Consider the following 25384-nt stretch of genomic DNA (forward strand, 5'->3'; position numbering starts at 1 on the left):
CAGGTTGTGGGAGCCAGAGAATTCAGACGCTTAGTTTTAGCGAGCGAAATACCACCATAACAATGCCAATGAAAATAATGGCGATCAGTATGCTGGCACAGCGCATAACGGCCTGGATCGGCTCGGCCAGCCATAACGTATCCTGTATAAAAACGATGATCCAGGCCACAGTAAACTGACGTCCGAAATAACTGATGGAAGATTTTCCCTGTTGCAGATGACACCCCAGCCATAATCCCGCGACCAGTATTGCTATATACACCGGGGGATAATGATGCATGAGAGGTAAAAGGATAAAACTCAGCAATGTAGCGGCAATGCACCCGTATAAACGTTGCTGCATTCGCTGGCCGATCTGCTGTTGTAGGGGCTGAGTCGAGGCAGGAAGAATAAAGACCGCCAGCACTGAAACCATCGCCTGCCAGAATCCCGTCAGCTGGAAAACGAGCAATATCGGCGTCACCAGTAATAGTGTAATCCCGGCCTGCAGGGGCAATAGCGGTCGATGAGCTGGCTCAGGGTGACTCTCCTGATGCGGCGGTGCAACCTGTCTGCGCCGGTTTAACGGATAAAAGAGCAAAGTAATCGCAATGCAAACTACGCAGCCCAACACCACCTCTTCGATACGGTTAAACGTAAAACGTAACAGATGACGAAGCTCACTGTTCTTCTGCGCTTCAGCCATCACCATCATGGATGTGACCGCCCCCAGCACCCAGGAATAGGACCAGCGGGAGATGTCCGCTTGCCATACCGCCACGCCCCCGACAACTGCGCAGAACAGGACCAGAAACGCCGAGTCCTGGACGAGATACGTGGTAAGCAAGAGTGCCAGCACACCGCCCAGCACGGTTCCTGTCACCCGGTTAAACGCCCGAACCGTGGAGGCCTTCACTGAATTATTCATCACCGCATAGCTACTCAGTGCTGCCCAGCCAGAGTAATCAAAACCCGCCAGATCGGACAACAGCACCGACACCAACACGGCTGAGATGACCTGAATTGCGAATAATTCTTTCAGCGTTGCTGCAGCCAGACGACTTAGCCAATTTTTGAGTTGAGCGGTCGGTGAATGAAAGCTGATGTTCACGATCTTCTCCCTCTATTTATGTGGCTAAAAGGGAGTGTAGTTATCCGCGCAGGGCAAGCAAATCACCCGGTATGACCTTTCTGGAAGCCGCCTCGCAAAGTCTCAAGTAACCTTATGTAATTCGGGGTTAACTCTTTTTATCAGGGGATCGGCGTCGTAGAGTGACTGCGTTGCGGCACATCCGCAATCGGGCGTAGGAACCCGTACTTTCACGACACGACAATATTTTTTGTCGCGACAGCGCTCATCCCGTTAAAATCACGGTGGCGCTGGCGGAGCAGCCGCGAGGCTGGCCGTTTTTGTCGTGTACGGCATTCCTACCTCCGTCAGCGCTACCACTCATGAGCGTAGGAACTCATGGGATGGTGAGGAGATTTTTAAAAAGGAACACGACATGACAACTCTCTCTAATCTGTATTATACCCCATCTGACGAAAGCGTTATTCATCAACTTACCGCCCTGCCCTTTCCGGCTGATGCGGATCTCTTCGAGACCGCCGAACATTGCGCCGCACTGGTGAGCGTGCTGGTTGAAACTGACGACGCAGCTATATTCAGTGCGCTTTGTGAGCGTTTACTGCATGGCCTTCGCCAGCTGCGAGAACTCTGCGATGCCGATCTGCCGCCGTACCTGGTCGCACAGCTTATCGTGGGGGAGAAAGTCGCCTCCTGCGTACCGGATTGCTGGCAGGAAACCGCGTTACAGGTGGATTATGCGCTGGCGTTAACAGAGGCGCTGCTGGCAGGCACTCTGCCGCCTGGCGTAACGAAGGAATTAACAGATTTGCTGCATGATATGGTGTGGTTGTTGGCGGAGTTTGTGAAGGAGCGGTATATTACGGCGCACTAAGCGCTGCTGAACGTCTGGGCACATAACCCGGTCAGTAAGACCGGGTTTGTGCTGGTTATAGGTGTCTTTCTTTCATCCTGGCGACAGTGAAAATCAATAGTGTATTGATGATTACTGACGCAGTGAGAACGGATAACATGAATAAATCATTCCACGCCTGCTCGGTAATAAATCCAAACCGATCGCTGAAGCGCTTGAACAAATATACTTCAGGCAGGAGCAGGTAAAATGCTGAAAAAATCACGAGAAATGACAAGAATTGAATAAGCCATAAACCTGCGTGTTTCGCTGGCGTCATCGTTAATACACCTGAATAGTGCCGTAAGCGTTAAGTGATGCGGATACCATCACTGTAGGGGTTCTTAGGAGTGCTTCCCGTAGTACTGCAAAATGACAACGAGAAGGAAGCGTAATGCAGCCGTTACTGATCCCTTTATATCCTGCAGGATGAAGTCTGAAGTTCCCTCTTTCCACTTGTTCAATAAATGTGTGATCATCGATATTCCCATCTACGCGATACAGAGCGAACCATATTGAGTGATCAGGGCCCGTCTCTTGCGTTGCAAAAACATCTTTTACGCGTGTACTTAAGCTACGGGGCCGGTCAACAATATAATATTTACCCGGCGGCAGTGGACCAATATCCTTTATGGCAACTGAATCAGGATTATTCCGGTGCTGTCCTGTATTACCCGAATACGCAGGGAAAAAACCAATACCCGTACAGCTCAGATTAGACAAAGCATTGCCGTTAAGCCGAAAGGTACAATGAATCATCGGTCGTTCCACGCATCAGTAAAAATGATATTTCCGTCGCAGTGCTTCCATGTAATCTTTTCATAGCGGAGCGAAACAGATTCAAGATGATTATGTTTTTCGGTGCTGGCATTTTTGAGTTATGCATCAGAGGACAGACCGAGACGACTTTGACACCTTCCAGCAGCATATTGAAGTATTCAACTTCCTGCCCGGCATCGTTGATGTGATACCACTTAAATTCGGCACTTTTTAGCGTCTGGCCTTTCGCTACTGCCTTGTACAAGTAGGGACTTGATGAATCGAATTCCTTTTCGAAGGTTAATGCACTATGCACTCGAGTTCCTGTAATTTTACCCGTCATGTTATCTGTGGGTAGATGTAGACCATGCGCGAAACTATGAATCTCAATGCTGCCCTCTCGAGCCCTTACATCTACAGAACCTTTAATATCTGCCCCACCGTCATCTTTAAGCCATAAGTAAGCTGGAATAGCCATGATCTTTAATCTCCATTTGACCTTAGAAACCATAATTATAATATGGTTATTTTCGACGGTATATAGATTAATTAACTGTGTAGATTGTCAAATGTCAAAAACCTAAAACCTCGACAAAGTAATTGGCTAGCTTATGAGTATTATTTAAATAATATATTTTATAAATGTTAATATCTATTCATTATGTTTTGCTTAGCACCAAAACCAGTATCTTCAAGCTTACTGTGCGCAGTACCACCAATAGTAAAGTGTAAGTGTTACAACACATCCATATGCAGACACAATACATCGTACTACACCGAGACAATTAACATGTTATAACAACACTCATCATGTTAAAACTACGTTCCCGCAGGCTGAACATCAGCTGCCTAAAGCTAACCGTTTTGTCTTGTTAATCACTCATGCCTCTGGCAGCGTTTCTGTGATGAGCGTCATAAGTTAGATGGCACTGGATTAATTTTGAGCAAGGACAATACCTGTTATGGTTACACTTTATTGATATAATGCAGACTGCAATTCACCAAACTGAGGTTTGAAAGTGTCTATGGGAGCAGTTACTAGTACGGTGTTGACCTCAACGGCTAATGAGGTCGCAAAAAAACAATAGCGTCCGTTTTCGATTTTTTAGCTAAAAAGTATGAACTTTTAGACATACTGAGATTCAAAGATCACTATTTAGAATATTGCGAAAGGAATTTAGAAATAAAAACCTTGATCTCTCAAGATAAATCTTTTCATGTTGATGACGTTTATATTCCGATTGATATAATGCAATCAGGTACACAGAGCAGATTAGAGGTCAACGATTCCACAGTTTTAGATAATGATAGATCTATATTAATAAAAGGATTAGCAGGCCAAGGAAAATCCATACTATTACGAAAATTATTATTTAATAACGCAAAAAATATAGTCGACTCCCTGTTTTCTATGAGCTAAAAAATATACTGGTGGAACTCTCGAACTCGCGATATCAAAATCGCTAAGCCATTATGGAGTTAACATATCAGAGTATGCGCTGAAAAAATTATTTGCAGACAGTAATGTTAAGTTATATCTTGATGCGTTTGATGAGGTTAAGCCAGAGTTTAGAATAGATCTGCTTGATGAAATCAGACGCTTCATTAATTCTTTCAACTGTCATGTGATCTGTACAAGCAGACCCGATACTGAAATCGACTCTCTGTCAGAATTAAGAACATTTTCAGTGTGCGAATTAACTGAACAACAAATTTTTGGGATTATAAAAAAACTGCCATTGATGAAGAAAAATGTGATGAGCTATGTGGTGCATTAAAACGTAGTCCTTTACATACAAAGAAATATTCCATATTAAAGTCGCCAATTTTAGTGGTTTTATTTTGTATAAGTTATAACGTAGGTGAAGATATCCAAAATACATTATCACAATTTTATTCAAATATTTTCAATACTGTTTTTCATAGACACGATAATATAAAAGGAAAAGTCTACAGAGAACGCCACTGGAATGATAATAGACGCATCTATAGAGAACTTTTTGATTGTTTGTGTTTTATTTCCTTGAGGGAGGGTTTAAATGGATTCAGTCATGAAAAGCTAGTAATCTTTGCCTCAATTGCACTTAAGCATATCAACGAGGACAAATCTATAGCTGAGAAAACATTAAGAGAGTTATCTTCTATTACTAACTTGATTATTGAGGATGGCTTTAATGAGTATCGCTTTATTCATAAGTCAATTCAAGAATTCTTCGCCGCATCTTTTATCATTTCATTGCAACATGATAAAAAAATAGCATTCTATAAAAAATGTTTTAACGATTATTCTTTTTATACCACATTTCATAACACCTTATTCTTCTTGGAAGAATTAGACTATTACAACTTCCATGAGCATGGATTTATACCAGCAATAACTAATTTCTTATCTTTATCCTCTCAGTATATCAAAAATGACAACTATGTAATACCGCCCTCTGTTAAAGAGATTTTCTTGAATGATATCTTTATCCGCGTCAAATTTACTACTTTCAAGGCTGGTCATAAAGAAAGCTATGAAATAGAGAAAAAAAATTTCACTTTCGATAAATCCGATTTCTACCCAAGTTTATTTTCAAACTTATTTATATTCTCCCTTGACTTTATGAAAATAGAGTTAACTGATAAAGAATTAATAAGTCTTATCAGAGAGAATGGTAATAGTTTAGAGGGTGATTGGTGTAAGTTAAGCATTCGTAAAATTCTTGATTTTAAAAGACTTCCAGAATCAATTGCCTTAGAAGCACTAAGACTAAGCATTGATGTGCTCATTAGACGACGATACAATAAAGCAGTAGATAAAATTAATAACAGAAAAGACTCATTAAACTCTACGGATTATTTTAATTTTTAGTGAGCGAAGTGATAGATATTATACTTAAAAGGGTTCAGTAAGTTTTTTAATGCTCAGCATAATAAAGGCTGTTATCTTTTGTTGAGTGGTCAAATAAAACGGGCCCGCTCACCGCGGACCCGGCCCTATCAACCTCTCAGCACTCACTCCTTAACCCGCGCTCGCTTCCCTCTCTCCTCTTCCCCGCTCTCCGCCGCTTCCACCAGCGTAAAGTTAAAGTTCACTTCCGTATGCTCCCCCCCGAGATCACGTGCCCGCGCTACCGCCGGGTCCGTAATCTTCACCGGATCCGCAATCAGCTCCGCCCTCGTCGCAAATGCAAAGTCATCCCACAGGTATTCATCCCCGTTGAGGTTGATCTGGGTGGTCAGGTGCTTGTACCCCGGTGCCGACACAAAAAAGTGTACGTGCGCCGGACGATTACCATGACGCCCCAACGCGGTCAGCAGCTTCTGGGTCGGCCCATCCGGTGGGCAGCCGTAGCCGCACGGCACGATGCTGCGCACGGCGTAGCGGCCATCTTCCCCGGTGCGCACGCGGCGGCGCAGGTTGTATTCGCTCTGGGACGGGTCGAAGAACGAGTAGCCGCCGAGGGTGTTGGCGTGCCAGATATCCACGATCGCGCCCGCCACCGGCTTACCGTTCAGATTGGTCACCTGGCCCTGTAGCCATAGGGTTTCGCCCTGCTCTTTCCCGTCGTCCATGCGGGCAAAGCCTTCGCTCAGCGGGGCGTAGGCGACGTACAGCGGCCCCTCGATGGTGCGCGGGGTGCCCACGTCGTTGCCGGAGGCTGCCTCTTTCTCGTCGGCGCGCATATCGAGATAGTGCTCCAGACCCAGGCCCGCCGCCAGCAGCGCCGCCTCCTGACGTCCGCCCAGCGCGTTAAGGTAGTTCACCGCAATCCAGAACTCTTCATCCGTCACGTCGAACTGCTTGATGGTCTTGCACAGATCGCTCAGCAGCTGGTGCATGATGTTTTTGAGACGATCGTTACCGCCGGTGGAATTTAAGCCGCTGCTGATCGCGAGTAAGGTATCCAGTTCGGTTTGATGTACGGGATTCACAGACATTGCATATTCCTCTTTGTAGGGTACGTTTGTTGTTATTGCGAGTGATGAATGGATGAGGGATGCGTACACAGAGGTTGCACGCTGATCTCCATCCACGGGTAGAGCGGCAGCGCGGTCAGGATGTCGTGCAGCTCCTGGTTGTCCGCCACGTCAAAAATGCTGACGTTGGCGTACTGCCCGACCACGCGCCAGATGTGCGGCCACTTGCCTTCACGCTGTAAGCGCTGGGAGTAGGCTTTCTCTTTCGCCTTGATCGCTTCCACCTCTGCCGCCGGCAGCGACGACGGGATGTTGACGGTCATTTCCACTTTAAAAAGCATCGCGTTTTCCTTTTATTGACGTGCGTAATGACGCAGCTTGTCTTCGTCGATCTCAATGCCTAACCCCGGCCCCTGCGGTAACGTCACCTCTCCCTGGCTGAAATCCAGCGGACGGACCACGATGTCATCCTTCAGCAGCAGCGGGCCGAACATCTCGGTGCCCCACTGCATCCTCACCGTGGACCAGGCGTGCAGCGAGGCGACGGTGCCGAGTGTCCCTTCCAGCATGGTGCCGCCGTACAGCGCCACGCCCGCCGCCTGTGCCACGTGCGCCAGCTTCAGGGCCTGCGCCGGGCCGCCCGCTTTGGCGATCTTCAGGGCATACGCCCCGGTAAAGCCGCCGCTCGCGAGGGCGTAGCCATCATGGCTGGTGGCCACCGCTTCGTCGGCGAGGATCGGTACCGCAAAACGCTGGCTGAGGGTAATAAGCCCTTGCCGATCCCACAGCGGGATCGGCTGCTCCACCAGGTCGATCCCGCCCGCCTGTAGCTGCGTCATCCCTTTAATAGCGGTGGTCAGATCCCAGGCCTGGTTGACGTCCACCCGCACGCTCACCTCGTCGCCCAGCGCGGCCTTGATCGCGAGGGCGTGGCGGACATCCACCTCCAGCCCGCGGGCGCCGATTTTCAGCTTGAAGGTGTTGTGTCGCCCCTCTGCCAGCAGGCGTTTACCCTCTTCGATATCTTTCCGGGTGTCGCCACTCGCCAGGGTCCAGAGCACCGGCAGACGCGTGGTGAGCGCCCCGCCCAGGAGTGAACTCACCGGCAGCCCCAGCGCTTTGCCCTGGGCATCGAGGAAGGCGGTTTCGAGGGCGGATTTGGCAAAAGTGTTACCCTTTACGTGGGCGTTCATCCTGTCGGCGAGCTGCGCCACGCCGCTGAACGACTGGCCGCACAGCAGCGGGGCGAGATAGGTTTCAATGGCGGATTTGATCGCCTCCGGGCTTTCCGGGCCGTAGCTCATGCCGCCGATGGTGGTGGCTTCGCCCCAGCCGGTAACGCCGTTCGCGCATTGCATCCGGACGATGGTGAGCGTCTGGCAACCCATGGTGGCCATCGACAGCTTGTGCGGGCGGATGGTGGGAATGTCCACCAGCCAGCAGGCCAGGGATTCTATAGTGAGGGTCATGTCATGCTCCTGCGGGTTAAAAAGGTCAGCACCTGCTGATTAAATGCGTCCGGGCAGGCGACGTTCGACAGGTGCGAGGCGGGTAACGCCACATATTCTGTCTGCTTCGCCTGAGCCGCGATCCACTGGGCGTCCTGCACCGTGGTGACCGGATCTTCATCCCCTGCGATAGCCAGCATTGGGCGCAGCATGGCCGCCACCTCATCACGGAGATCCGCCGTTGCCAGCGCTTCGCAGCAGGCGGCGTAACCTTCGGCTGGGGTGTCGGCCAGACCGTCAACCAGCAGCTTCACCATCCCGGGATTGCTTTGGCGATATGCCGGGGTGAACCAGCGCGCCGCCGCGGTGCTGGCGACCGGGGCCATCCCCTGCTGGCGCACCGTTGCGGCGCGCTGCTGCCAGCCTTTCGCTTCACCGATTTTTGCCGCGGTGTTCGCCACCACGATGCGATCAAAACGCGACGGGGCGTGCCGGTTAAGCCACATCCCGGTCATGCCGCCCAGCGAGATACCGCAAAAACAGGCCCGCTCAACGTCGAGACGATCCAGCAGGGCAATCACGTCCTGCCCCAGCGAGTCGAGAGTGATGCCCCCAGCCGAAACCGGAGAGCGACCATGCCCGCGGGTGTTGTAGCGCAGCACGCGAAAATGGCGGGTAAAATCGGCCATCTGCCCCTGCCACATCTCCCAGGTGGTGCCGAGCGAGTTGGAGAGCACCAGCAGCGGGGCCGCTTCCAGGCCGTCGAGGCGATATTCAAGCTCCATTCACGCCTCCTCGGTTTCGCTGTTCAGGGCAAAGGTGAGCGCCACCGGGGTGACGGACTGGAGGTATTCCGCCGTCACGTCGCCAAACAGTTCCCGTACCACAATGCCCCGATCGGTGATATCCATCACCGCCATGTCGGTGTAGATCCGGTCGATGCAGGCCATGCCGGTCAGCGGATAGGTGCAGGTTTTGACAATCTTGCAGTCGCCCTGACGGGTCAGATGTTCGGTCATCACATAGACGCGCTTCGCGCCAATCGCCAGGTCCATCGCCCCGCCGACGGCGGGAATCGAAGAGGGCTCGCCGGTGCTCCAGTTCGCCAGATCCCCGCGTTCGGAGACCTGATAGGCCCCCAGCACGCAGATATCCAGGTGGCCGCCGCGCATCATGGTGAAGGAGTCGCCATGATGGAAATAGCAGCCGCCCGCAAGCAGCGTCACCGGCTGTTTCCCGGCGTTAATCAGCTCCGGATCTTCACAGCCCGGTTCCGGCGCAGGCCCCATACCGAGAATGCCGTTTTCGCTGTGCAGGAAGATCTCGCGGTCCGCAGGCAGATAGTTGGCAATCCGCGTCGGCAGGCCGATGCCGAGGTTGACGTAGGCCCCTTCCGGGATGTCGCGGGCAATGCGTTCGGCCAGCTGTTGATGGGTCAGTTTATTCACGGGCTCTCCTTATGCCGTCTGCCGCAGGCATTGCGGCGTGACCGTCACCACGCGCTGGACAAAAATCCCCGGCGTCACCACCGCCTCCGGGTCGAGCTCGCCGAGGGCGACAATCTCGCTCACCTGGGCAATGGTGCAGCGGGCAGCGGCGGCCATGATCGGCCCGAAGTTGCGCCCGGTTTTGTCGTAGACCAGGTTGCCCCAGCGGTCGGCCTTCAGGGCTTTGATCAGGGCGAAATCGGCTTTTAACGGGTACTCGAGGACATAATCTTTGCCATCGATATGGCGGGTCTCTTTGCCCGCCGCCAGTTCGGTGCCAAACCCGGTGGGGGTGAAGATCGCCCCCAGCCCGCTGCCGCCCGCCTGAATGCGCGCCGCGAGGTTGCCCTGCGGGACCAGCTCCAGCTCGACTTCGCCACGACGGTAGAGGTCGTCAAAGACCCAGGAGTCGGTCTGGCGTGGGAAAGAGCAGATCACTTTTTTCACGCAGCCAGCCTTCAGCAGCGCCGCCAGACCGTAGTCACCGTTCCCGGCATTGTTGCTGATCAGGGTGAGGTCCCGCGGCTTACGGCGGATCAGAGCATCCAGCAGTTCGGCGGGCTGTCCGGCGGCGCCAAATCCGCCCACCATTACCACCGCGCCGTCGAAAATGTCCGCCACGGCACCCTCGGTGGCGGCAATCCGTTTATCAATCATTTCGTTACCTCGTTTTTATTGGCGGACGGCAGGCTACGCAGGGCGATCCACGCCAGCAGGGCATAGGCCATCAGTAACAGGGAAACCGGCCAGGAGGCGTCGAAATGCATCAGCAAGGCCACCGCCAGCATCGGCCCCAGGCCGCCGGAGAAGATCGAGCCCACCTCATGCCCCAGCGCCAGACCGGAGTAGCGCACGCGCACCGGGAACAGGTCGCTCATGATGCAGGGCTGGGTGCCGATCATCGCCCCGTGGCAGAACGGCAGGCCGAGCAGCATCGCCAGCATGATCCAGCCGTAGTCGCCGGTGGAGAGCAGCCAGAAGAACGGGAACGCCATCACCAGCAGGCCGATGACCCCGATGTAGTAGACCGGCTTCAGGCCGATGCGATCCGAGAGCGCCCCCCAGAACAGGATCGAGAAGAACTCCACCAGCATCGCCAGGGTTACGGCGCTGATGATCTCCCCGGTACCGATGCCGATGTGTTTGGCGTAGACCACCGAGAAGGTGAAGAAGATATAGGAGGCGCCGTTCTCCGGCAGGCGCAGGGCGATGGCCTGCATCAGCGCCTTCGGGTGCTCGCGCACCAGCACCATCAGCGGGATCTTCTCGTGTTTTTCTTCCGGTCTGGCCTGAGTAAAGGCCTTGCTCTCGCGGATGTTTTTGCGGATATAGACCCCGACCAGGAAGATGACGATGCTCAGCAGGAAGGGCACGCGCCAGCCCCAGCTCATCAGCTCCGCTTCCGGCAGCTTCTGCACCAGGTAAAAGGCGAAGGCGGAGAGGACAAACCCGCCGGAGACCCCCATCTGGCTCCAGGCGGTAAAGTAGCCGCGACGGGACGCGGGCGCGTTCTCGCTCAGCATCAGCACCCCGCCGCCCCACTCGCCGCCCGATGCCACGCCTTGTAAAAAGCGCAGCGTGATCAGGGAGAGCGGCGCCCAGATGCCAATCTGCGCGTAGGTCGGCAGCAGGCCGATGACAAAGGTGGTGGCCCCCATCAGGGTCAGGGTCATGATCAGCGTCATCTTGCGACTGTAGCGATCCCCAAGATGACCGAAGACAATCCCGCCCAGCGGACGGGCGAGAAAGCCCACCGCAAAGCCGGAGAAGGCCAGCAGCGTGCCCTGCATCGGGTCGCCGACCACCGGGAAGAAGAGCGGGCCAAACACCAGCGCCGCGGCGGTGCCGTAGAGGAAGAAGTCATACCATTCCAGGGCATTACCCAGTACCGAGGCGAACACCAGCTTGCGCATCTGCCCGGCATCGTGTGGAACGGCGGCCGCAGCGTTGCGGTTTTCAGTCACGACATTGCTCATCAGCGTTACCCTTATGGTTGGTTTTACGCTTCCACATCATGCCCGATGGCATGGTAGCGACGGTTAAAGTAGACCAGCCCGCGCGGCGCTTCGCTGATGCGTATCGCCTGCACCTGGCAATAGAAAACGGAGTGGCTGCCCACTTCATGACAGGTGTCGATCAGGCAGTCGAAGCTGGCGACCGACGAGCTGAGCACCGGCGCGCCGCTGGCCATCACCTGCCAGGCGTCATACGCAAAACGCTGCTCGGATCGCAGGCTGGCGTTGGCGAAGACCCCACAGAGATCCTGATGGTCGCTGGAGAGGACGTTGACGCACAGCGCTCCGTTCTGCTTGAAGTGCGCGTTGGCATAGGAGTTGCGGTTCATACAGACCAGCAGCGTCGGCGGCGAGTCCGTGACGCTGCAGACGGCGGAAGCGGTAAAACCAAATTTACCCGCCGGGCCGTCGGTGGTGATCACCGAGACCGCACTCCCCAGCTGTGCCATCGCGTTACGAAATTCGGTTTGCAGTGTCATAAGGGTTTCCTCACAGATCGATGACTAAACGGGCGCTTTTGGCCCGGGAGCAGCACAACAACATCTGATCGCCGTCAGCTTTCTCTTCGTCGGTCAGGTAGCTGTCGCGATGGTCCGGCTCTCCCTCCAGCACGTCGGTCAGGCAGCTGCCGCAGATCCCCTGTTTGCAGGAGACGCAGACCTTCAGCCCGGCCTGGGCCAGCGCCTCGACGATGGTCTGGTTCTCCAGCACCTGGACGGTAATGCCGCTTGCGGCCGCGACCACCTCAAAGGCCGCACCACCGGTGACGACTTCGGCGCTGAAGCACTCCTGATGCACCTGCTCCGGGCGATAACCGAGGCGGCTTGCCTCGTCGGTGACCGCATCCATCAGCCGGGTCGGACCGCAGGTGTAGACGTGGGTATTGGCCGGGACGTCGCTCAGCACCGCCTTCAGATTGAGGCGTTGCGTGTCGCTGAAGTGCAGATGCACGCGGTCGGCCCAGGCCGCCTGCTCCAGCTGGGCAATAAACGCCGCCCCGGCCCGGGTACGGGCGCAGTAGTGCAGGCTGAAGGAGCGGCCGCTGGCGTGCAGTTCGGCGGCCATCGCCAGCATCGGGGTGATACCGATCCCGCCGCCAATCAGCAGGCAATGGCTGGCCGTCTCCTCCAGTGCAAAGAGGTTGCGCGGATCGCTGACCTGGATCCGATCCCCAACGTTGAGCGCATGCGCGGCAAGGGAGCCGCCCTGAGACTTTTTGTCTTTCAGAATGCCGAGCTGGTAGTGACGGCGATCCTGCGGGTCGCCGCAGAGGGAGTACGGACGCACCAGGCCGTCTGCAAGATGGAGATCGATATGCGCCCCCGCGCTGAAGGCCGGAAGATCGTTCCCGTCAGCATGCGCCAGCGTCAGCAGGAGCACCTCGCCCTGCAACTCCCGCCTGATAACCTGTAATGTCAGCATGTTGGCTCCTTAACGCATAAACAGACCGCCGTTGATGTCCCAGGTCGCCCCGGTGACAAACGACGCCTGCTCTGATGCCAGCAAAGCCACCGCCTGGGCAACAAACCCGGCTTCCCCTAACTGGCCGACCGGGATCATCCCCAGCAGACCGGCCATCTTCTCTTCCGGCACCAGGGCGTGAACCATCGGCAGATCCAGCGGGCCCGGGGCGATGGCGTTCACCGTCACGCCGGATTTGCCGAGCTCCCGGGCAAAGATTTTGGTCAGGGTCAGAATGCCGCCCTTCGAGGCGGCGTAGTGGGCGCCGGAGGCGGTGCCGCCGTTCTGCCCCGCTAACGAGGCGAGGTTGATGATGCGGCCGTAGCCTGTACTTGCGAAGTAACGCCCCAGGGTCTGGCAGCCGACAAAGGTGCCGCGCAGGTTGGTGGCGATCACCCGGTCGAACTCCTCCACCGTAATCTCCATCACCGGGGTGGCGAGGGTCAGGGCAGCGTTGTTGACCAGCACCTCCAGGCTGCCGAAGCGTTTAATGGTCGCGTCGAGCGCCTGCGCAAAATCCTGCGGCTGGCAGATATCTAACCCCAGCGCCAGCACTCTGCCCTGGCCGTCATCAAGACGATCCGCAGCTTCCCGGGCGCGGGCCACATCAACGTCGGTCAGCACCACCTGATCCCCCTGCGCCAGCAGGTGAGCGGCAATCACGTTGCCCAGACCGGCGGCCGCGCCGGTCACTAATACGGTTTGCGTCATGGGGAGTTCCTCAGAGGATGTAGCCGATGCTGTGCAGCACATCGTCGCTGTTGACCAGGCGGATCACCTTCCGGGTAATCAGCAACCTGCCCTCCTGCGGTGTCAGGTGCCAGGTGATATCCGCGGCATAGTGGCGGCTGTGGCCTTTGCGGTGCTCCCACAGGGACTGCGCCCCGCGCACCACGATCAGATCCTCGCGGGACTCCAGCAGGCGGAAGCGCGACAGGGTGCGCAGGGTTCTGGCGCGGGGCGTGGTGGAGATGGACTCTCCGCTGTAGAGGCGCTTCACCCGCTTCTCGCGCATGTGGTGATCGTCGCAGGCGTAGTTAAGGGTGTTTTTAAAATCGGTTTCGTTCGGGTCGATGGGCACCACGTAAAGGCCGTCGCGCTGCCAGAGATCCAGCCAGGCGTTGAACTCGCCCTGGTCCAGCAGATCGCCTTCGAGGTTGATTACGGACATCGCCGCAAACAGCACAGAATCTGGCGTCATCATTTTTCGCTCTCCGTCATCAATTTTTTCCACTGCTGGTAGGCCGCGCGCATCCCGGTTTCGGCGCTGACGTCGCTGCGCAGGCCGTCATCGGTGCGGTACTCCCCCGCCAGGCCGCGGTTGAGCATGATCCACAGGTCATCCCCCGCGGTGGCTCCGCGCTGCACGCGCTCCCAGGCCTCGGAGTCGTCCGGGGTGCCAAAGCCCATCGGCCCCTGGAAGTGCTCGTGCAGACGCAGCCGCGCCTGGTTCGCGATCTCCGGCCCGCCGTCCATGGTGATCACCGCGTGATGAATTTCGGTTTCCATCACTGAGATGGGTTGCAGGACGCGGAAGAAAGCCATTGAACAGGCGATGTTCGGGAACAGGTTGAGGTTGAAGCCGGAGCCGCCCACCGCGCGCACGATGCGTCTGACCTGCGCTTCGTCGTGATCTTTTCGCAGTTCGTCCGCCAGCCCGATAAAGCGCTCCGGGATGGGCGCATCGAGGTTGGCCTCCAGATCCACCAGTTCCGGGATCATCACCATCACGCTGTGGCCGTTGCCGAGATCTTCGACATAGCCGCTGCCGTCCACGAAGTTGAGCATCTCTTCGGTCTGCTTATCGACGGAGCTCAGGAAAGAACGGTGCACCACCGGGAAGTGATAGCCGTCGGTGGTGTTCTCCAGCTGAATTTTCCAGTTGCCCGGGAAGCGGAAGCGGTGTGCCGGCCCGGTTTTGATCGGGTAGCCCGCCCCCTGCTTCATAAAGAGATCCATCCACTTCTTCGCCGCGCCGAGGAAATCCTCCAGCGGTTCGATCTGCTCGTTAAAGGTGGCGAAAACCATGCCCGCATACTGCTCGGTACGCAGCGACACCAGCCCCAGCTCGTTCTTCTCAAGCCTGTCGGCATAGCTTTCCGGGTGCGGCACGCCGCGCAGGCTGCCGTCCAGGGCGTAGCCCCAGCCGTGGTAGGGGCAGACGAAGCTGTTGGTTTTGCCGCTGCGGTGTTCGCAGACGGTGGCCGCGCGATGGCGGCAGCGGTTTAGCAGGGTGTGGAGGGTGCCTTTGCGGTCGCGCACCACGATCACCGGCTGGGTGCCGATCTCGGTGGTTTTGAAGCTGCCGGTCTCCGGGATCTCGCTGACGTGCGCCACCCAGACCCAGGTTTTGCTGAAAATGCGCTCCAGCTCCAGCTGGAACAGCTCGTCAGAGGTGTAGAGCGACGTGTGGACACGATCCGCCTTTACCAGAGCCGCAATCGCTTCCCGGCTCGGGGCCCTCGGCGTCGTGGTATCGATATTTTTGACATTGATGATCTGGTCACACTGCATAATCTTTCTCCTGCTCGTGGTCGGCGTTTTAGTTTTTGTCCGGTACAGGTAGCGCATCCGCCGCATGCCAGTGGCTTACCGGCCTGCTGAACAGGTTGCGGGTGGTGAAATGGTGCATGGTCATCTCCCCGGCTTCGCGACGGAAAATAATCTGCAGCTCGGCAGCATTCAGGTGCGCGCCACCGGCGGTAAAGGCGGAGGTTTGCAGCATCTGCCAGCGGCCATGCAGCTCGCCGTCGGCCTCGTGCCAGAGCGCCTCGGAGCATAAAAAGTGGCCATTCAGGGCGAAGTGCGCGGGCGTGCGGACGTAGCCCGCCATCATCGCTACAATCGCCTCGCGCCCCTGATGTCTGCCCAGCCGGGTGGCGTAGGGTTCACCCAGCCCTTCCCAGCAGGCGTCTGCGCTGAACAGCGCGCCGATGGCCTGTACCGTCTCCATGCTGTCGAGGCGATCGCACAGCCGCATGTAGGTGCTGATACAGACCCGGGCGGCCTGCTGATCCTCAAGCTGCTGTAAACGCAGCGCATCCTGTGGGCTCATGGTGTGCTCCGTTACTGAATGATCAGCTCACGCCCGACGCGGGCTTCGATCTTGCAGTACTTCCACAGCTTGTACTCGCCGTCGCCCACCGGAGTGGTGCGGAACAGGTTGCAGGCGGCCACCACGCTGTCGAGGGTGTCGGCATCGGCCAGCACGTAGGTGGTCCAGGGCGAGGTGGTGGACGGGCCGACCATCAGGCGGTCATCGTCCATGTTGCCGATGACGCGGATGCCCTGGGTTTCGTCGATGCCTTTCATCATCACGCCGAACGCGGCCCACACCTGTCTGGCTTCTGCCGGGGTGGCATCAAAAAAGTTTTGGTTCACGCCGATGCAAAACAGCACGCGTAAGGTTGTTATCTGGCTCATCTGTTGCTCCTGTGGTGAAAATTACAAATAACCCGGCAGAGGCTGGCCACCGAAATAGACCGTACCGGCGTTGAGATAAGAGAGGTCGCCCATAAAGGCGTGCTGGGTGATCACCATGGTGTCGCGGACGTAGCGTTGCAGCGGGCTTTTCATAGTGATGCCGCCCATGCCGTTCAGTGCCAGCGCCTGGCGGGTAACTTCAGCGGCCACGCGGGTGGCGTGGGTGGAGGAGAGCCGCAGGGCGTTGATCTGCGCGCAGGCAGGGTCATCCCCGGCGAGGATGCACTGCCACACCTCGTCGATGGCCTCATAGAACCAGGCCCGGGCGGAGCGCAGTTCCGCTTCGCAGCGGGCTATCTGCATCTGCGCCTGCGGCCGTTCCGCGAGGCGCGGCGCGCCGGTCACCGACTGCTGACGATGGGCAATGGCATAGATTTCATGGAGGGCCGCGCGGGCGACGCCGAGCGCCACCACCGAGAGCACCTGGGTGGCCAGGGAGAGCACCGGATAGCGATAGAGCGCCCCCTCCAGGTTAAGGGCGCCGCCGCGTACAAAGGTCCACTCCTGCGGCACAAACGCATCGTTAACCACCAGATCGTGGCTGCCGGTTCCGGCCAGGCCGACGGTGTTCCACACCGGGTCAATCTGCACGCTGTCGCGGGGTAGTACCGCCATGCGCGGCAGCGGTTCGCCGCTCTCCGGCAGGATGCCGACGCCAAAGACCGAGGCCCCCATGCTGCCGCTGGCAAAGCCCCAGCGGCCAGAGACGCGGTAGCCGCCATCCGCCAGCACCGCTTTCTGCGGCGGGAAAATACCGCCGGCGAAGACCACGTCCGGGCCGTCACGGTAGAGTTCTTTCAGGGTGTCCGGCGGCAGCGCCCCAAGGTAGAAGGGGCTCATGCCGAAGCTGGCGACCCAGCCTGCGGAGCCATCGGCGGTGGCAATCTGCTCGATCAGCTCACAGAACTGTGCCGGGGTACACTCCTCGCCGCCGTAGATTTTGGGGACTAACGCGCGGTAGACGCCCACCTGCTTAAAGCGGGCGATGATGTCGTCCGAGATATGACGCTGTTGCTCAAAATCGGCGCTGCGGGTGGCGACTTCATTCAGCAGTGGAACGAGTTCCTCACGAACATGAACGGCAGACATAGCTTCCTCCCAAAAGAGTGTGCGGCCCGCAGAGAGACGAGTGCTGCCGCAATGAGTGGTACTCACTGAGTTAGTGTTGAAACTGTCGGTAAAGCGGGATGGTTAGCGGCGTCGTCGCTCAGAGAGCCATTCAGCCGCCTGCACCAGCAGCCCCTCCTGCCCTTTGCCGGCAACGAGCTGTAGCGCCACCGGACGGCCATCAAGCGTACCCGCAGGCAGGGTCAGCGCCGGGTGGCCGCTGAGGTTGAACGGGCGCACCAGCCGGGTGAGATTGACGACGCTCAGCGGATCCTTCGCCTCTTCCAGCGTGGGCGGCAGTTCCGGCAGGGTTGCCAGGGCCAGCAACGGGGTTTTCGCCAGTTGGTCATCCACCTGGGCGGTAAATGTGCGGCGGATAGCCTCTGCGGCCTCAAGGGCATGGGCATCGATCCCGGCCCCGGCACGGATGCGGGTGCCGACGTCGGCAGAGACCCTGTCGTCACGCAGTAGCGTTTTAAAAGCCTGCCAGTTTTCATGGCTGATGAGGGTCAACCCGGCGCGATGGGCATCCCCCAGCAGCGGCAATTCAGCCTGACGCGGTTGCAGGTCGGCCTGGGCGAGGAAGTTCAACAGCAGGGAATCGATGCTGATGAGCGCCGACGGGATAAAGCCGATGGCGGGCATCCTGTGCAGCGGCGCGTCAACCGGCAGCCCCAGTCGGGTCAGTACGTCACGCAGGACGCCCGGCTCTCGGGCGAAGATCCCCACGCAGTCCAGCGAGCTTTGCGCGGGCATCACCCCTGCCCGGCTCACGGCGCCGTAAGTCGGTTTTAAGCCGAGGATCCCGCAGCAGGCGGCAGGCATGCGCACCGAGCCACCGGTATCGGTGCCGAGCGCAAAATCCACCTCACCAGCAGCCACCACTGCGGCAGAGCCGCTGGAGGAGCCGCCGGGGATCAGGTCAGGAAACAGCGGGTTAACCGGCGTGCCGGCCCAGGGGTTGATTCCGGTGACACCAAACGCCAGCTCGTGCAGGGTGGTTTTTCCGGTCAGGATGCACTTCTGCCCGAGAAGGGTTGCGACCACGTCGGCATGTTGTTCCGCCGCCGGGTTTGCGGCCAGTGCCGGGCAGCCTGCACGGGTGGGAAAGCCTGCGATGTCGAGGGTGTCTTTTACCGCGAAGCGGAGATCGCCCTCGCCGAGGGTACATCGGGTGACAAAACCATTGCTCTCAGTAACAGGTTGCATAATTTGCACCTTAACCAGAAAAAACGAATCACATTTGGGTGACGCACTCTTCGCTGCGGTTCGACCCACGTTTGTTCTGGTCAATCATGGAAGATTTAGATGAATATTCAAGTAATATTTCACGTTAATTTTACGAAAAAATAACACTGAAACATTTTTCTAACAATCCATGAAGAGAGGCTTAGGATGATGATAAATAACAATAAACGCGGCGCGGAAATGAAAAAAGAGCCGCTCTGGTCATCAGAGCGGCTCTTTTATAATATTATACTTTACAGTGACTTATCTTGAATTTTTAAGGCTGTCACAAATCCGCAATTCTCTGCGGGAACGCTTCAGAGCGCGTTGAGGTTGTCGAGTACCTTCGACAGTGAGAGGTTCATTTTTTCCCGCTGGGCCGCGGTCATGCCCTTAAAACCCTTCTCGAAAACCTTGCGGGTAAGGCGGTGTGCCTCGGCCACTTTTTCGCGTCCGGCATCGGTGAGCATCACTTCGGTCACTCTGGCATCCTGCACGCTGCTGGCGGTGGTCACCAGGCCATCGTCGCGCAGGCGACCAACGATTTTGGTGACGGTGGGCATTTTGGCCATCGCGAATTCGGCGATCTGCGAAATGCTGGCCTTACCGTACTGCTCGGTAATCATCAGCACCCGAAAGCGGGACACATCAAGCTGCACCTTTTTCAGTGTGATTTCCATCACTTGCGTATAACGTGCGTAGACGTTAACTATCCAGTAGAACGGGAACTCTTCGCGGTGAAAAGTGGGGCCGCTGTCTGACGATGTGTTCGTATGACTCATGAAATGACGTTCCAGAAGTAATGCATTGACCGCAATTATACCCGCTATTTATCCCCCGCTATAGCCCGATCGCACCCTGCCCCCTGCGGTTAACCACTCGCTGCGCCGCAAAAGCCGATCGATATCGCATTATGATTCAAAAACGCTACGAGATTAACAATTACGTATCATTTTTTAAACAGAACATTGACGTCCATGCTCGCGATTTCCTATACGTTAGCGCACGTGTTTGCATCGCGTGCACCGGGTAGCTCCCCTTACCCGCTAGTTATCGGCTTTTATTAAAATTTACCTGCTTATCAACACATTATAAAAACACCCCGCGTCAAACGGGGCTAACACTACCTCTAACCGTTATGTGGAGCATTTCATGAATGAGAGCCCATCGATGGAGCAAACACGCGCTAGCGTGCTGGCTCCGCCTGCGTCTGCTGACGACACGCTCGATCCGCGTCAACAGCGGGTGATCAAAAAGTTATTCCGGCGATTGATCACCTTTTTGTTCATTCTGTTCGTCTTTTCGTATCTGGATCGCATCAACATCGGCTTTGCCGGTCTGACGATGGGCAAAGATCTGGGCCTCACCAGCACCATGTTCGGACTGGCAACCACGCTGTTTTACGTGATGTATGTCATCTGCGGGATCCCCAGCAACGTGATGCTGAGCAGAGTGGGCGCGCGCCGCTGGATTGCGATTCTGATGGTGGTGTGGGGGATCGCCTCCACCGCCACGATGTTCGCTACCGGCCCTAACAGCCTGTACGTGCTGCGTATGCTGGTGGGGATTGCCGAAGCGGGCTTCCTGCCGGGGCTGTTACTCTATTTAACGTTCTGGTTCCCGGCGCACTACCGCGCCCGCGCTAACGCCCTGTTTATGATTGCCATGCCGGTGACCATGGCGCTGGGTTCGCTGGCCTCCGGCTATATTCTCAACCTAGATGGGGTGATGAACCTGAAGGGCTGGCAGTGGCTGTTCCTGCTCGAAGGCTTCCCGTCGGTCATTCTGGGCTTTGTGGTCTGGTTCTGGCTGGACGACAGCCCGGATAAAGCGCGCTGGCTGACCCAGGATGATAAAGCCTGCCTGAAGGAGATGCTGGAAGCGGATCGCCTGAACGCCGAGAGTAAGCAGCTGCGGGAGCAGGCCGCCCTGGCGCCGCAGCAGCGTAGCCTGATGCGCGAGCTGTTCACGCCCACTATCATGCTTTACACCCTCGCCTACTTCTGCCTGACCAACACCCTGAGCGCCCTGAGCGTCTGGACGCCGCTGATCCTGCGCAGCATCAGCGAGGAGAGCAGTAACGTGACTATCGGTATCCTGAGCGCCATTCCACAGGTCTGTACCATTGTGGCAATGGTCTGGTGGAGTAAACGTTCCGACAAGCGCAACGAGCGTAAAGTCCACACCCTGCTGCCGTACCTCTTTGCCGCCGCAGGCTGGATCCTCACCGCCACCAGCACCGATCCGATGCTGCAGTTCACTGGCATCGTGATGGCCTCGGCCGGGGCCTTTGCCGCCATGGTGATCTTCTGGACCACCCCGGATCGTTCCATCTCTCTGCGTGCCCGCGCCTTAGGTATTGCAGTGATCAACGCCACCGGGATGACCGGCGCCGCGCTGGGCCCACTGCTGATGGGGATGATGAAAGATCTCACCGGGAACTTTAACGCCGGTATTTTTATGGTGGCCGGTTTCCTGGTGCTGGGTGCGGTAGTGATTGCATTGATTCCGATGAAACAGGCGGAACCGCAGCGATAGCCCTTCCTCTAAAAAGCCCGGAACAGCAGCCCTGTTCCGGGCTTTTTCCTCTCTGTCTCCGGCCTTGCCTCGTCCCAGCCCGCGCGGAAAAGATCATTTTGCGTGATACATCGTTCTATTAATATAGATAAAAGATATTAACAATATAAAATTGATCACTTTTAATTATATAAACCCAGGAATGACGACATTCATCACATTTTCCTTATTTTATTCAGCGCATATTTAACAGCATAGGATTTTACTCAAAAAATATAATGCACATCATAGGTGGATATCATTTTCGCATATTTTATTTTTGTACTTAATAAGTGAAAGAGGGTTATTTTATGAATTTTGAACCAATTATCGATACCGAACTGGAGACATGGATTGACGCCGGAAAAGCGCCCCTGGATCACTATCTCTTTGTATCGCCGGAGCTGGAAGAAAAGCATCAGGGTCTGATGCTAATGGACAGTGCCAGCGATACTGAAAAATATGCAATGTTGCGAATCAATCAGACAGGAAATATTCTCTTCGTCTTAACTTCTTCTAAATTAACCATACGCACCAAAAAATTATTTGCCAGCGTGGCGGCGTTATTTGCAGCCATGTCCAGCGCGATGAATCAATCGGGTAGATCACTTTTTGACTATCAGGCATGGCGCTCACTGGTGGGCAAGTCTGGATTTTTTGTTGAAGTGCAGAAGAACAGGAACCTACTCACGATCAAAAACAGTGGGGTTAACGTTGATACACAAATCATACAGCAGCTTATCCCCGGCCTGAGCAGTGGCAGCGCAATGGCGATCGCCCACGGGGTATTGAGTGCGGTAAAGGGAGACTTTCAGGAAGCTGAGCGCGATGAAAACGCGAAACGGGGTCACCTTCTTTTTATCTGTGAAGAGCTTTTTGGGGCACCGAGCGTAACGGTTCGTCTGTTCTACGCCTCAAAAAAATCGCACCGTGCCCTCTCCCAGCCCGGGTACGATAAGTCGGTTAACGCCACGTTTGAGCAATTACAGGAAGCCCATACCTTCCTGTTTGTTTCACCTGATACGATTGCGGAATATGACACTATTTTTACAGCGCAACCCGCCAGATATAAAAATCTTATTGAACGTTTTAAAAAATTGGTTAAAGAATAATACTCCACCCTTTATACAAAATTAAGCCAGTCATTTTTTATATTATTGTACGCTTGCACAACGTCGGCGTGGCGATAATGAAGCTGAAGTGTGCCAGTAATATTAATCTGGCTAACCTAAAGCCTCTGTGGTTAGCCAGTTTACGTCTTCGTTATGCGTCGGCGGCTACCGTACGCTGGCGGCATTCAGCCCCGCGTTTAAGCGGGTTGTCGGTAAGTCGCCGGGGGCATTGCGTGAAGCCAGTCAGACCCCAGAGGAGATCTGACCGGTTCGCTTTACAGGAGAGATTAAAGCCAGCTCTGCTGGACAGGGGCGCCTTCGGTGCGCTCCGTGCGAGGCATTTCAATTGCCAGCGTTGACAGGTGTTTAGCCCACAGGTCAGCCACCCATTTCACGCCGCGGGCGGTAAAGCGTGCCTGAGACCAGGTGCGCTCGTTTTCGCCCACGCCGCTGTGCAGGGTAAAATAGCCCGCATCGATGTGGTGCTGCGGCGGAACCAGGTTACCGCCGACGCGCTGCATGATATTCCGCTCAAGCAGGAACTCCCGGAACTGGGGCTCTTTCGCTTTGAGGATCTTACAGAGCTGACGGAAGCCCAGCGACTCTTTGACCTGAACAAACTGATCAAAGAACGCCGCCTTTGGTGCCCAGAGGGCTAGCTGCTCCTCAGCACGCTGGCGTTTTTCATACTGCTCGGCCCAGGCGCGCGCCGCCGCCGCCGGGTTGGTGAAGTCCGGAATATTGACGTTTCTCTCCTGCTCCTGCCAGCGATCGAGCATGGCGGCAGTAAAGCCCGGGGAGATACGCGAAACCGTCAGCAGGGAGTCCCGTTTGTTCAGCAAAAACTCCTGCCGCATTTCACCTTCGCGCTCATACAGGCTGGCCGTTACCGGCTGCGAAAGACGCTGCGCCGTTTCCAGGCTTTTTACCATGCGCTTCACCTCGGTATGAGCAATACCGGTCAGCTTCGCGATTTCGCGACTGCTGATGGTGGCAAGCTGGCCACTGGACTGGAAAGTTTCAACAGGAATTACCATAGGTTTCACCCCTCACTCATACATTACTCGGGTAATTTGCTCTAATAGTATACAAATACCTGTTCAAATATCCAGTATAATTTTTAAACGATCTTCTGCCAGAGCAGGCCACGCCTAAGTTGCGGTAATTAGAGCTGTTTTGCCTGTGTCATCAGGCTCTCCAGTTCCCGTGCGTCATGGCTACAGAAAAAAGTGATGTCGTGGGCATGCGCGCAGGAGAGCTCCCGCAGCCGCTGCTGGTTGTGCCGCCGGGTACCGTTGTCCATCGCCATCATCCACTGGTAAAACCGCAGCCCCGGCGTGCAATGGCGCTGCGGCTGGCGCATCTCATCCCGATAGAACCAGGCGTCGCCACCGTGCAGCAACCACCCGGACGGCTGGCTGATGGCGATCCCTGCATGCCCCGGCGTGTGCCCGGCCAGCGGCACCAGCAAAATTTCCGGAGGCAAGCCGCGTAACGCCGTCACCGCGTCGAAGCCAAACCAGCGTTCGCCCTGCACCTGGTATCCCTCCCAGCCAGAGATACCGCTCCACTGCCCGGGACGATAGCGCTCCCGTTGCAGCCAGCTATGGCGCCGTTGCGCCGTGTCGATCTCCTGCTGCATTAAATGGATGCGCGCGTGAGGGAAATCGCTCAGCCCACCCGCGTGGTCGAAATCGAGGTGCGTAAGCACAATATGGCGGACATCCGCCACGCTAAAGCCCAGCGCCTCGACGCGGGCGCGCGCCGTAAGGGACTCCCGACGCTGGATATTGTTTAGCGCCCGGAAAAAGCCCGACAGCCGGGAGGGATCGCGTACATCCCCTTGCCCAAAACCGGTATCCACCAGCACCAGTCCGTCACGGTCGGTTTCGATAAGCAGGCAGTGGCAGACCAGGTGCGCATGTAGACCCTTGCTGAAACCGTCGAACAACGCGCCGCCCAGCGGGCACATACAACCACAGTTAAGATGATGAATCTTCATATCGCCTCCTCATCAGGGTAGGTGTTTCTGCTGACTCTGCTCGGACGTGCCGAAATGGGTAGTGTCCCCATGCCCGTGTTCGCCGCTGCCCTGCACGCGTTTAAGCTGAATGACCTCGCCGCGCTGCCAGGCATTGGCCCCTTCCGCTACCGGATGGGCCACGATGTCGGCACGCTGGGCTTTGATCTGCTGCGTATCGATCTCCAGACGACGATCGCGATCCGCCAGCAGCCGGGGATCGAGCTGTCCCTCGCCGGTAAAGCCCATCATCAGCGCAGGTATGCCGAGCGGCAGGGTCTTATCCCTGTCGGTGTGCCAGGTATGCCAGGTTTTGCCGTAGGTGTTGACGATTTTATTCATCAGCGCCTTGTCAGCGACCGCAGGCAGGCCAGGCGCCACCAGGCTGCCCGATTTCACTTCATACTGGTGGCTGTGCCAGAGCTTTTTCTCCTCCGGCGGCAGGCTGTTAAAGAGGCGTTCGCTGATGATGTACTCTACCCCCATCAGCCGGGCATCCTTTGTATTGCCGTCATAGATGACCGCCTGCATGACCTCTTCATTGAGTACCGTCACGTAGTGATGCGCCTCCATCTGCCCGTTTTTATCCCCGTTGTAAAAATGAAAACCGTCAAGATAGGCACTGATAGCCTCCACCGGCGGTCGGGACTGGATCACCTGGGCACCCGTCTCCAGGGTACTGAGGGTAGTGGAGGTGGTTTTACCGGGAACAGGCACCTGCGGCGGGGTATTATTCGCTCCGCAGCCGACAAGCAGCAGAATGGCTGGAAGGATCTGAGGTAATGATTTCATTGGCACTCCCTTTCATTTGAACTCGTTATGAAGGTAGTGCAGATGTGGCAAGCCAG

The 25384-nt window shown here is 56.1% G+C and carries 27 protein-coding genes and 2 pseudogenes; 5 read left to right on the top strand and 24 right to left on the bottom strand.

The features are described 5' to 3' along the window. Positions 1–22: 22 nt before the first annotated feature. The gene (locus ACOKCT_RS17020; protein WP_159339484.1) at positions 23–1090 is read right to left on the bottom strand and encodes an FUSC family protein; all 1068 of its coding nucleotides are present in this window, start codon (positions 1088–1090) and stop codon (positions 23–25) included. Between the two features lie 394 nt (positions 1091–1484). Between ACOKCT_RS17020 and ACOKCT_RS17025 the strand changes: the two genes are divergently transcribed. Then, the gene (locus ACOKCT_RS17025; protein WP_159339485.1) at positions 1485–1940 is read left to right on the top strand and encodes a hypothetical protein; all 456 of its coding nucleotides are present in this window, start codon (positions 1485–1487) and stop codon (positions 1938–1940) included. Between the two features lie 55 nt (positions 1941–1995). Here ACOKCT_RS17025 and ACOKCT_RS17030 read toward each other — a convergent pair whose 3' ends face one another. The 3 genes and pseudogenes from ACOKCT_RS17030 to ACOKCT_RS17040 all read right to left on the bottom strand — a co-directional run bounded on the left by ACOKCT_RS17030 (position 1996) and on the right by ACOKCT_RS17040 (position 3195). Continuing rightward, complete coding sequence (locus tag ACOKCT_RS17030) at positions 1996–2238, bottom strand: hypothetical protein (RefSeq protein ID WP_103179968.1); 243 nt, start codon at positions 2236–2238, stop codon at positions 1996–1998. Positions 2239–2240: 2 nt separating this feature from the next. Continuing rightward, positions 2241–2717: a DUF2778 domain-containing protein gene (locus tag ACOKCT_RS17035; protein WP_159339486.1), complete on the bottom strand. Its 477-nt coding sequence runs from the start codon at positions 2715–2717 to the stop codon at positions 2241–2243. Continuing rightward, a pseudogene (locus ACOKCT_RS17040) lies at positions 2714–3195 on the bottom strand (Hcp family type VI secretion system effector). The gene ACOKCT_RS17035 and the pseudogene ACOKCT_RS17040 overlap by 4 nt, the downstream one beginning before the upstream one ends. A 1353-nt stretch (positions 3196–4548) precedes the next feature. On the opposite strand from ACOKCT_RS17040, the gene ACOKCT_RS17045 reads away from it, so the two are divergent. Beyond that, positions 4549–5571 carry an NACHT domain-containing protein gene (locus ACOKCT_RS17045; protein ID WP_420193694.1) on the top strand — a complete coding sequence of 341 codons (1023 nt, stop codon included), beginning with the start codon at positions 4549–4551 and terminating at the stop codon, positions 5569–5571. A 143-nt stretch (positions 5572–5714) separates the two neighbouring features. Here ACOKCT_RS17045 and catA read toward each other — a convergent pair whose 3' ends face one another. From catA to ACOKCT_RS17130, 17 genes are all read right to left on the bottom strand, one after another. Continuing rightward, positions 5715–6641 carry a catechol 1,2-dioxygenase gene (catA, locus tag ACOKCT_RS17050; protein WP_420193695.1) on the bottom strand — a complete coding sequence of 309 codons (927 nt, stop codon included), beginning with the start codon at positions 6639–6641 and terminating at the stop codon, positions 5715–5717. Positions 6642–6673: 32 nt separating this feature from the next. Next, entirely contained in the window at positions 6674–6961 is a 288-nt protein-coding gene (gene catC, locus ACOKCT_RS17055; RefSeq protein WP_103179973.1) for a muconolactone Delta-isomerase, read from the bottom strand. 12 nt (positions 6962–6973) lie between these two features. Then, on the bottom strand, positions 6974–8089 hold the full coding sequence (locus tag ACOKCT_RS17060) for a muconate/chloromuconate family cycloisomerase (protein ID WP_214422112.1): 1116 nt from the start codon (positions 8087–8089) through the stop codon (positions 6974–6976). Then, a complete protein-coding gene (pcaD, locus tag ACOKCT_RS17065) occupies positions 8086–8853 on the bottom strand; it encodes a 3-oxoadipate enol-lactonase (protein ID WP_103179975.1) in 768 nt (255 codons plus the stop codon). Before pcaD ends, ACOKCT_RS17060 begins: the two co-directional genes overlap by 4 nt. Next, complete coding sequence (locus tag ACOKCT_RS17070) at positions 8854–9516, bottom strand: 3-oxoacid CoA-transferase subunit B (protein ID WP_103179976.1); 663 nt, start codon at positions 9514–9516, stop codon at positions 8854–8856. A gap of 9 nt (positions 9517–9525) precedes the next feature. Further along, positions 9526–10212 carry a 3-oxoacid CoA-transferase subunit A gene (locus ACOKCT_RS17075; protein WP_420193696.1) on the bottom strand — a complete coding sequence of 229 codons (687 nt, stop codon included), beginning with the start codon at positions 10210–10212 and terminating at the stop codon, positions 9526–9528. Continuing rightward, positions 10209–11468: an MFS transporter gene (locus ACOKCT_RS17080; protein ID WP_168192056.1), complete on the bottom strand. Its 1260-nt coding sequence runs from the start codon at positions 11466–11468 to the stop codon at positions 10209–10211. The genes ACOKCT_RS17075 and ACOKCT_RS17080 overlap by 4 nt, the downstream gene beginning before the upstream one ends. A gap of 86 nt (positions 11469–11554) precedes the next feature. After that, positions 11555–12049, bottom strand: coding sequence for a flavin reductase (locus ACOKCT_RS17085; RefSeq protein ID WP_420193697.1), 495 nt, complete (start codon positions 12047–12049; stop codon positions 11555–11557). A 10-nt stretch (positions 12050–12059) separates the two neighbouring features. Continuing rightward, positions 12060–12992 carry a PDR/VanB family oxidoreductase gene (locus ACOKCT_RS17090; RefSeq protein WP_103179980.1) on the bottom strand — a complete coding sequence of 311 codons (933 nt, stop codon included), beginning with the start codon at positions 12990–12992 and terminating at the stop codon, positions 12060–12062. Between the two features lie 9 nt (positions 12993–13001). Beyond that, positions 13002–13742, bottom strand: coding sequence for an SDR family NAD(P)-dependent oxidoreductase (locus ACOKCT_RS17095; protein ID WP_156654686.1), 741 nt, complete (start codon positions 13740–13742; stop codon positions 13002–13004). Positions 13743–13752: 10 nt separating this feature from the next. Further along, on the bottom strand, positions 13753–14232 hold the full coding sequence (locus tag ACOKCT_RS17100; protein WP_156655492.1) for an aromatic-ring-hydroxylating dioxygenase subunit beta: 480 nt from the start codon (positions 14230–14232) through the stop codon (positions 13753–13755). Beyond that, positions 14232–15545 carry an aromatic ring-hydroxylating oxygenase subunit alpha gene (locus tag ACOKCT_RS17105; protein ID WP_156654687.1) on the bottom strand — a complete coding sequence of 438 codons (1314 nt, stop codon included), beginning with the start codon at positions 15543–15545 and terminating at the stop codon, positions 14232–14234. The genes ACOKCT_RS17100 and ACOKCT_RS17105 overlap by 1 nt, the downstream gene beginning before the upstream one ends. Positions 15546–15573: 28 nt before the next feature. After that, positions 15574–16086, bottom strand: a complete 513-nt coding sequence (locus ACOKCT_RS17110) for a nuclear transport factor 2 family protein (protein WP_156654688.1) — start codon at positions 16084–16086, stop codon at positions 15574–15576. Positions 16087–16097: 11 nt separating this feature from the next. Then, positions 16098–16454: an IacB protein gene (locus tag ACOKCT_RS17115; protein WP_156654689.1), complete on the bottom strand. Its 357-nt coding sequence runs from the start codon at positions 16452–16454 to the stop codon at positions 16098–16100. Positions 16455–16475: 21 nt separating this feature from the next. After that, complete coding sequence (locus ACOKCT_RS17120) at positions 16476–17603, bottom strand: acyl-CoA dehydrogenase family protein (RefSeq protein WP_420193698.1); 1128 nt, start codon at positions 17601–17603, stop codon at positions 16476–16478. Positions 17604–17705: 102 nt separating this feature from the next. Further along, positions 17706–18830, bottom strand: a complete 1125-nt coding sequence (locus tag ACOKCT_RS17125) for an amidase (RefSeq protein WP_156654691.1) — start codon at positions 18828–18830, stop codon at positions 17706–17708. A 335-nt stretch (positions 18831–19165) separates the two neighbouring features. After that, on the bottom strand, positions 19166–19630 hold the full coding sequence (locus ACOKCT_RS17130) for a MarR family winged helix-turn-helix transcriptional regulator (RefSeq protein ID WP_103179987.1): 465 nt from the start codon (positions 19628–19630) through the stop codon (positions 19166–19168). 388 nt (positions 19631–20018) lie between these two features. Between ACOKCT_RS17130 and hpaX the strand changes: the two genes are divergently transcribed. The 3 genes and pseudogenes from hpaX to ACOKCT_RS17145 form a co-directional block, all read left to right on the top strand. Continuing rightward, positions 20019–21386, top strand: a complete 1368-nt coding sequence (gene hpaX / locus ACOKCT_RS17135; protein WP_371816556.1) for a 4-hydroxyphenylacetate permease — start codon at positions 20019–20021, stop codon at positions 21384–21386. Between the two features lie 329 nt (positions 21387–21715). Next, entirely contained in the window at positions 21716–22516 is an 801-nt protein-coding gene (locus tag ACOKCT_RS17140) for a Zygote formation protein zyg1 (protein ID WP_420193699.1), read from the top strand. A 163-nt stretch (positions 22517–22679) separates the two neighbouring features. Then, positions 22680–22781, top strand: a pseudogene (locus ACOKCT_RS17145) (AraC family transcriptional regulator); the annotation flags it as partial. Between the two features lie 22 nt (positions 22782–22803). Here ACOKCT_RS17145 and ACOKCT_RS17150 read toward each other — a convergent pair. The 3 genes from ACOKCT_RS17150 to ACOKCT_RS17160 all read right to left on the bottom strand — a co-directional run bounded on the left by ACOKCT_RS17150 (position 22804) and on the right by ACOKCT_RS17160 (position 25328). Then, positions 22804–23553 (bottom strand): phage antirepressor KilAC domain-containing protein, encoded by a 750-nt coding sequence (locus tag ACOKCT_RS17150; RefSeq protein WP_103822326.1) that lies wholly within the window; start codon positions 23551–23553, stop codon positions 22804–22806. A 128-nt stretch (positions 23554–23681) separates the two neighbouring features. Continuing rightward, positions 23682–24518 carry an MBL fold metallo-hydrolase gene (locus tag ACOKCT_RS17155; protein ID WP_159339498.1) on the bottom strand — a complete coding sequence of 279 codons (837 nt, stop codon included), beginning with the start codon at positions 24516–24518 and terminating at the stop codon, positions 23682–23684. Between the two features lie 12 nt (positions 24519–24530). After that, a complete protein-coding gene (locus tag ACOKCT_RS17160; RefSeq protein WP_420193700.1) occupies positions 24531–25328 on the bottom strand; it encodes an OBAP family protein in 798 nt (265 codons plus the stop codon). Positions 25329–25384: the final 56 nt, after the last annotated feature.

The sequence above is a fragment of the Leclercia sp. M-A074-M genome, assembly GCF_965195605.1.
Lineage (GTDB): Bacteria > Pseudomonadota > Gammaproteobacteria > Enterobacterales > Enterobacteriaceae > Enterobacter.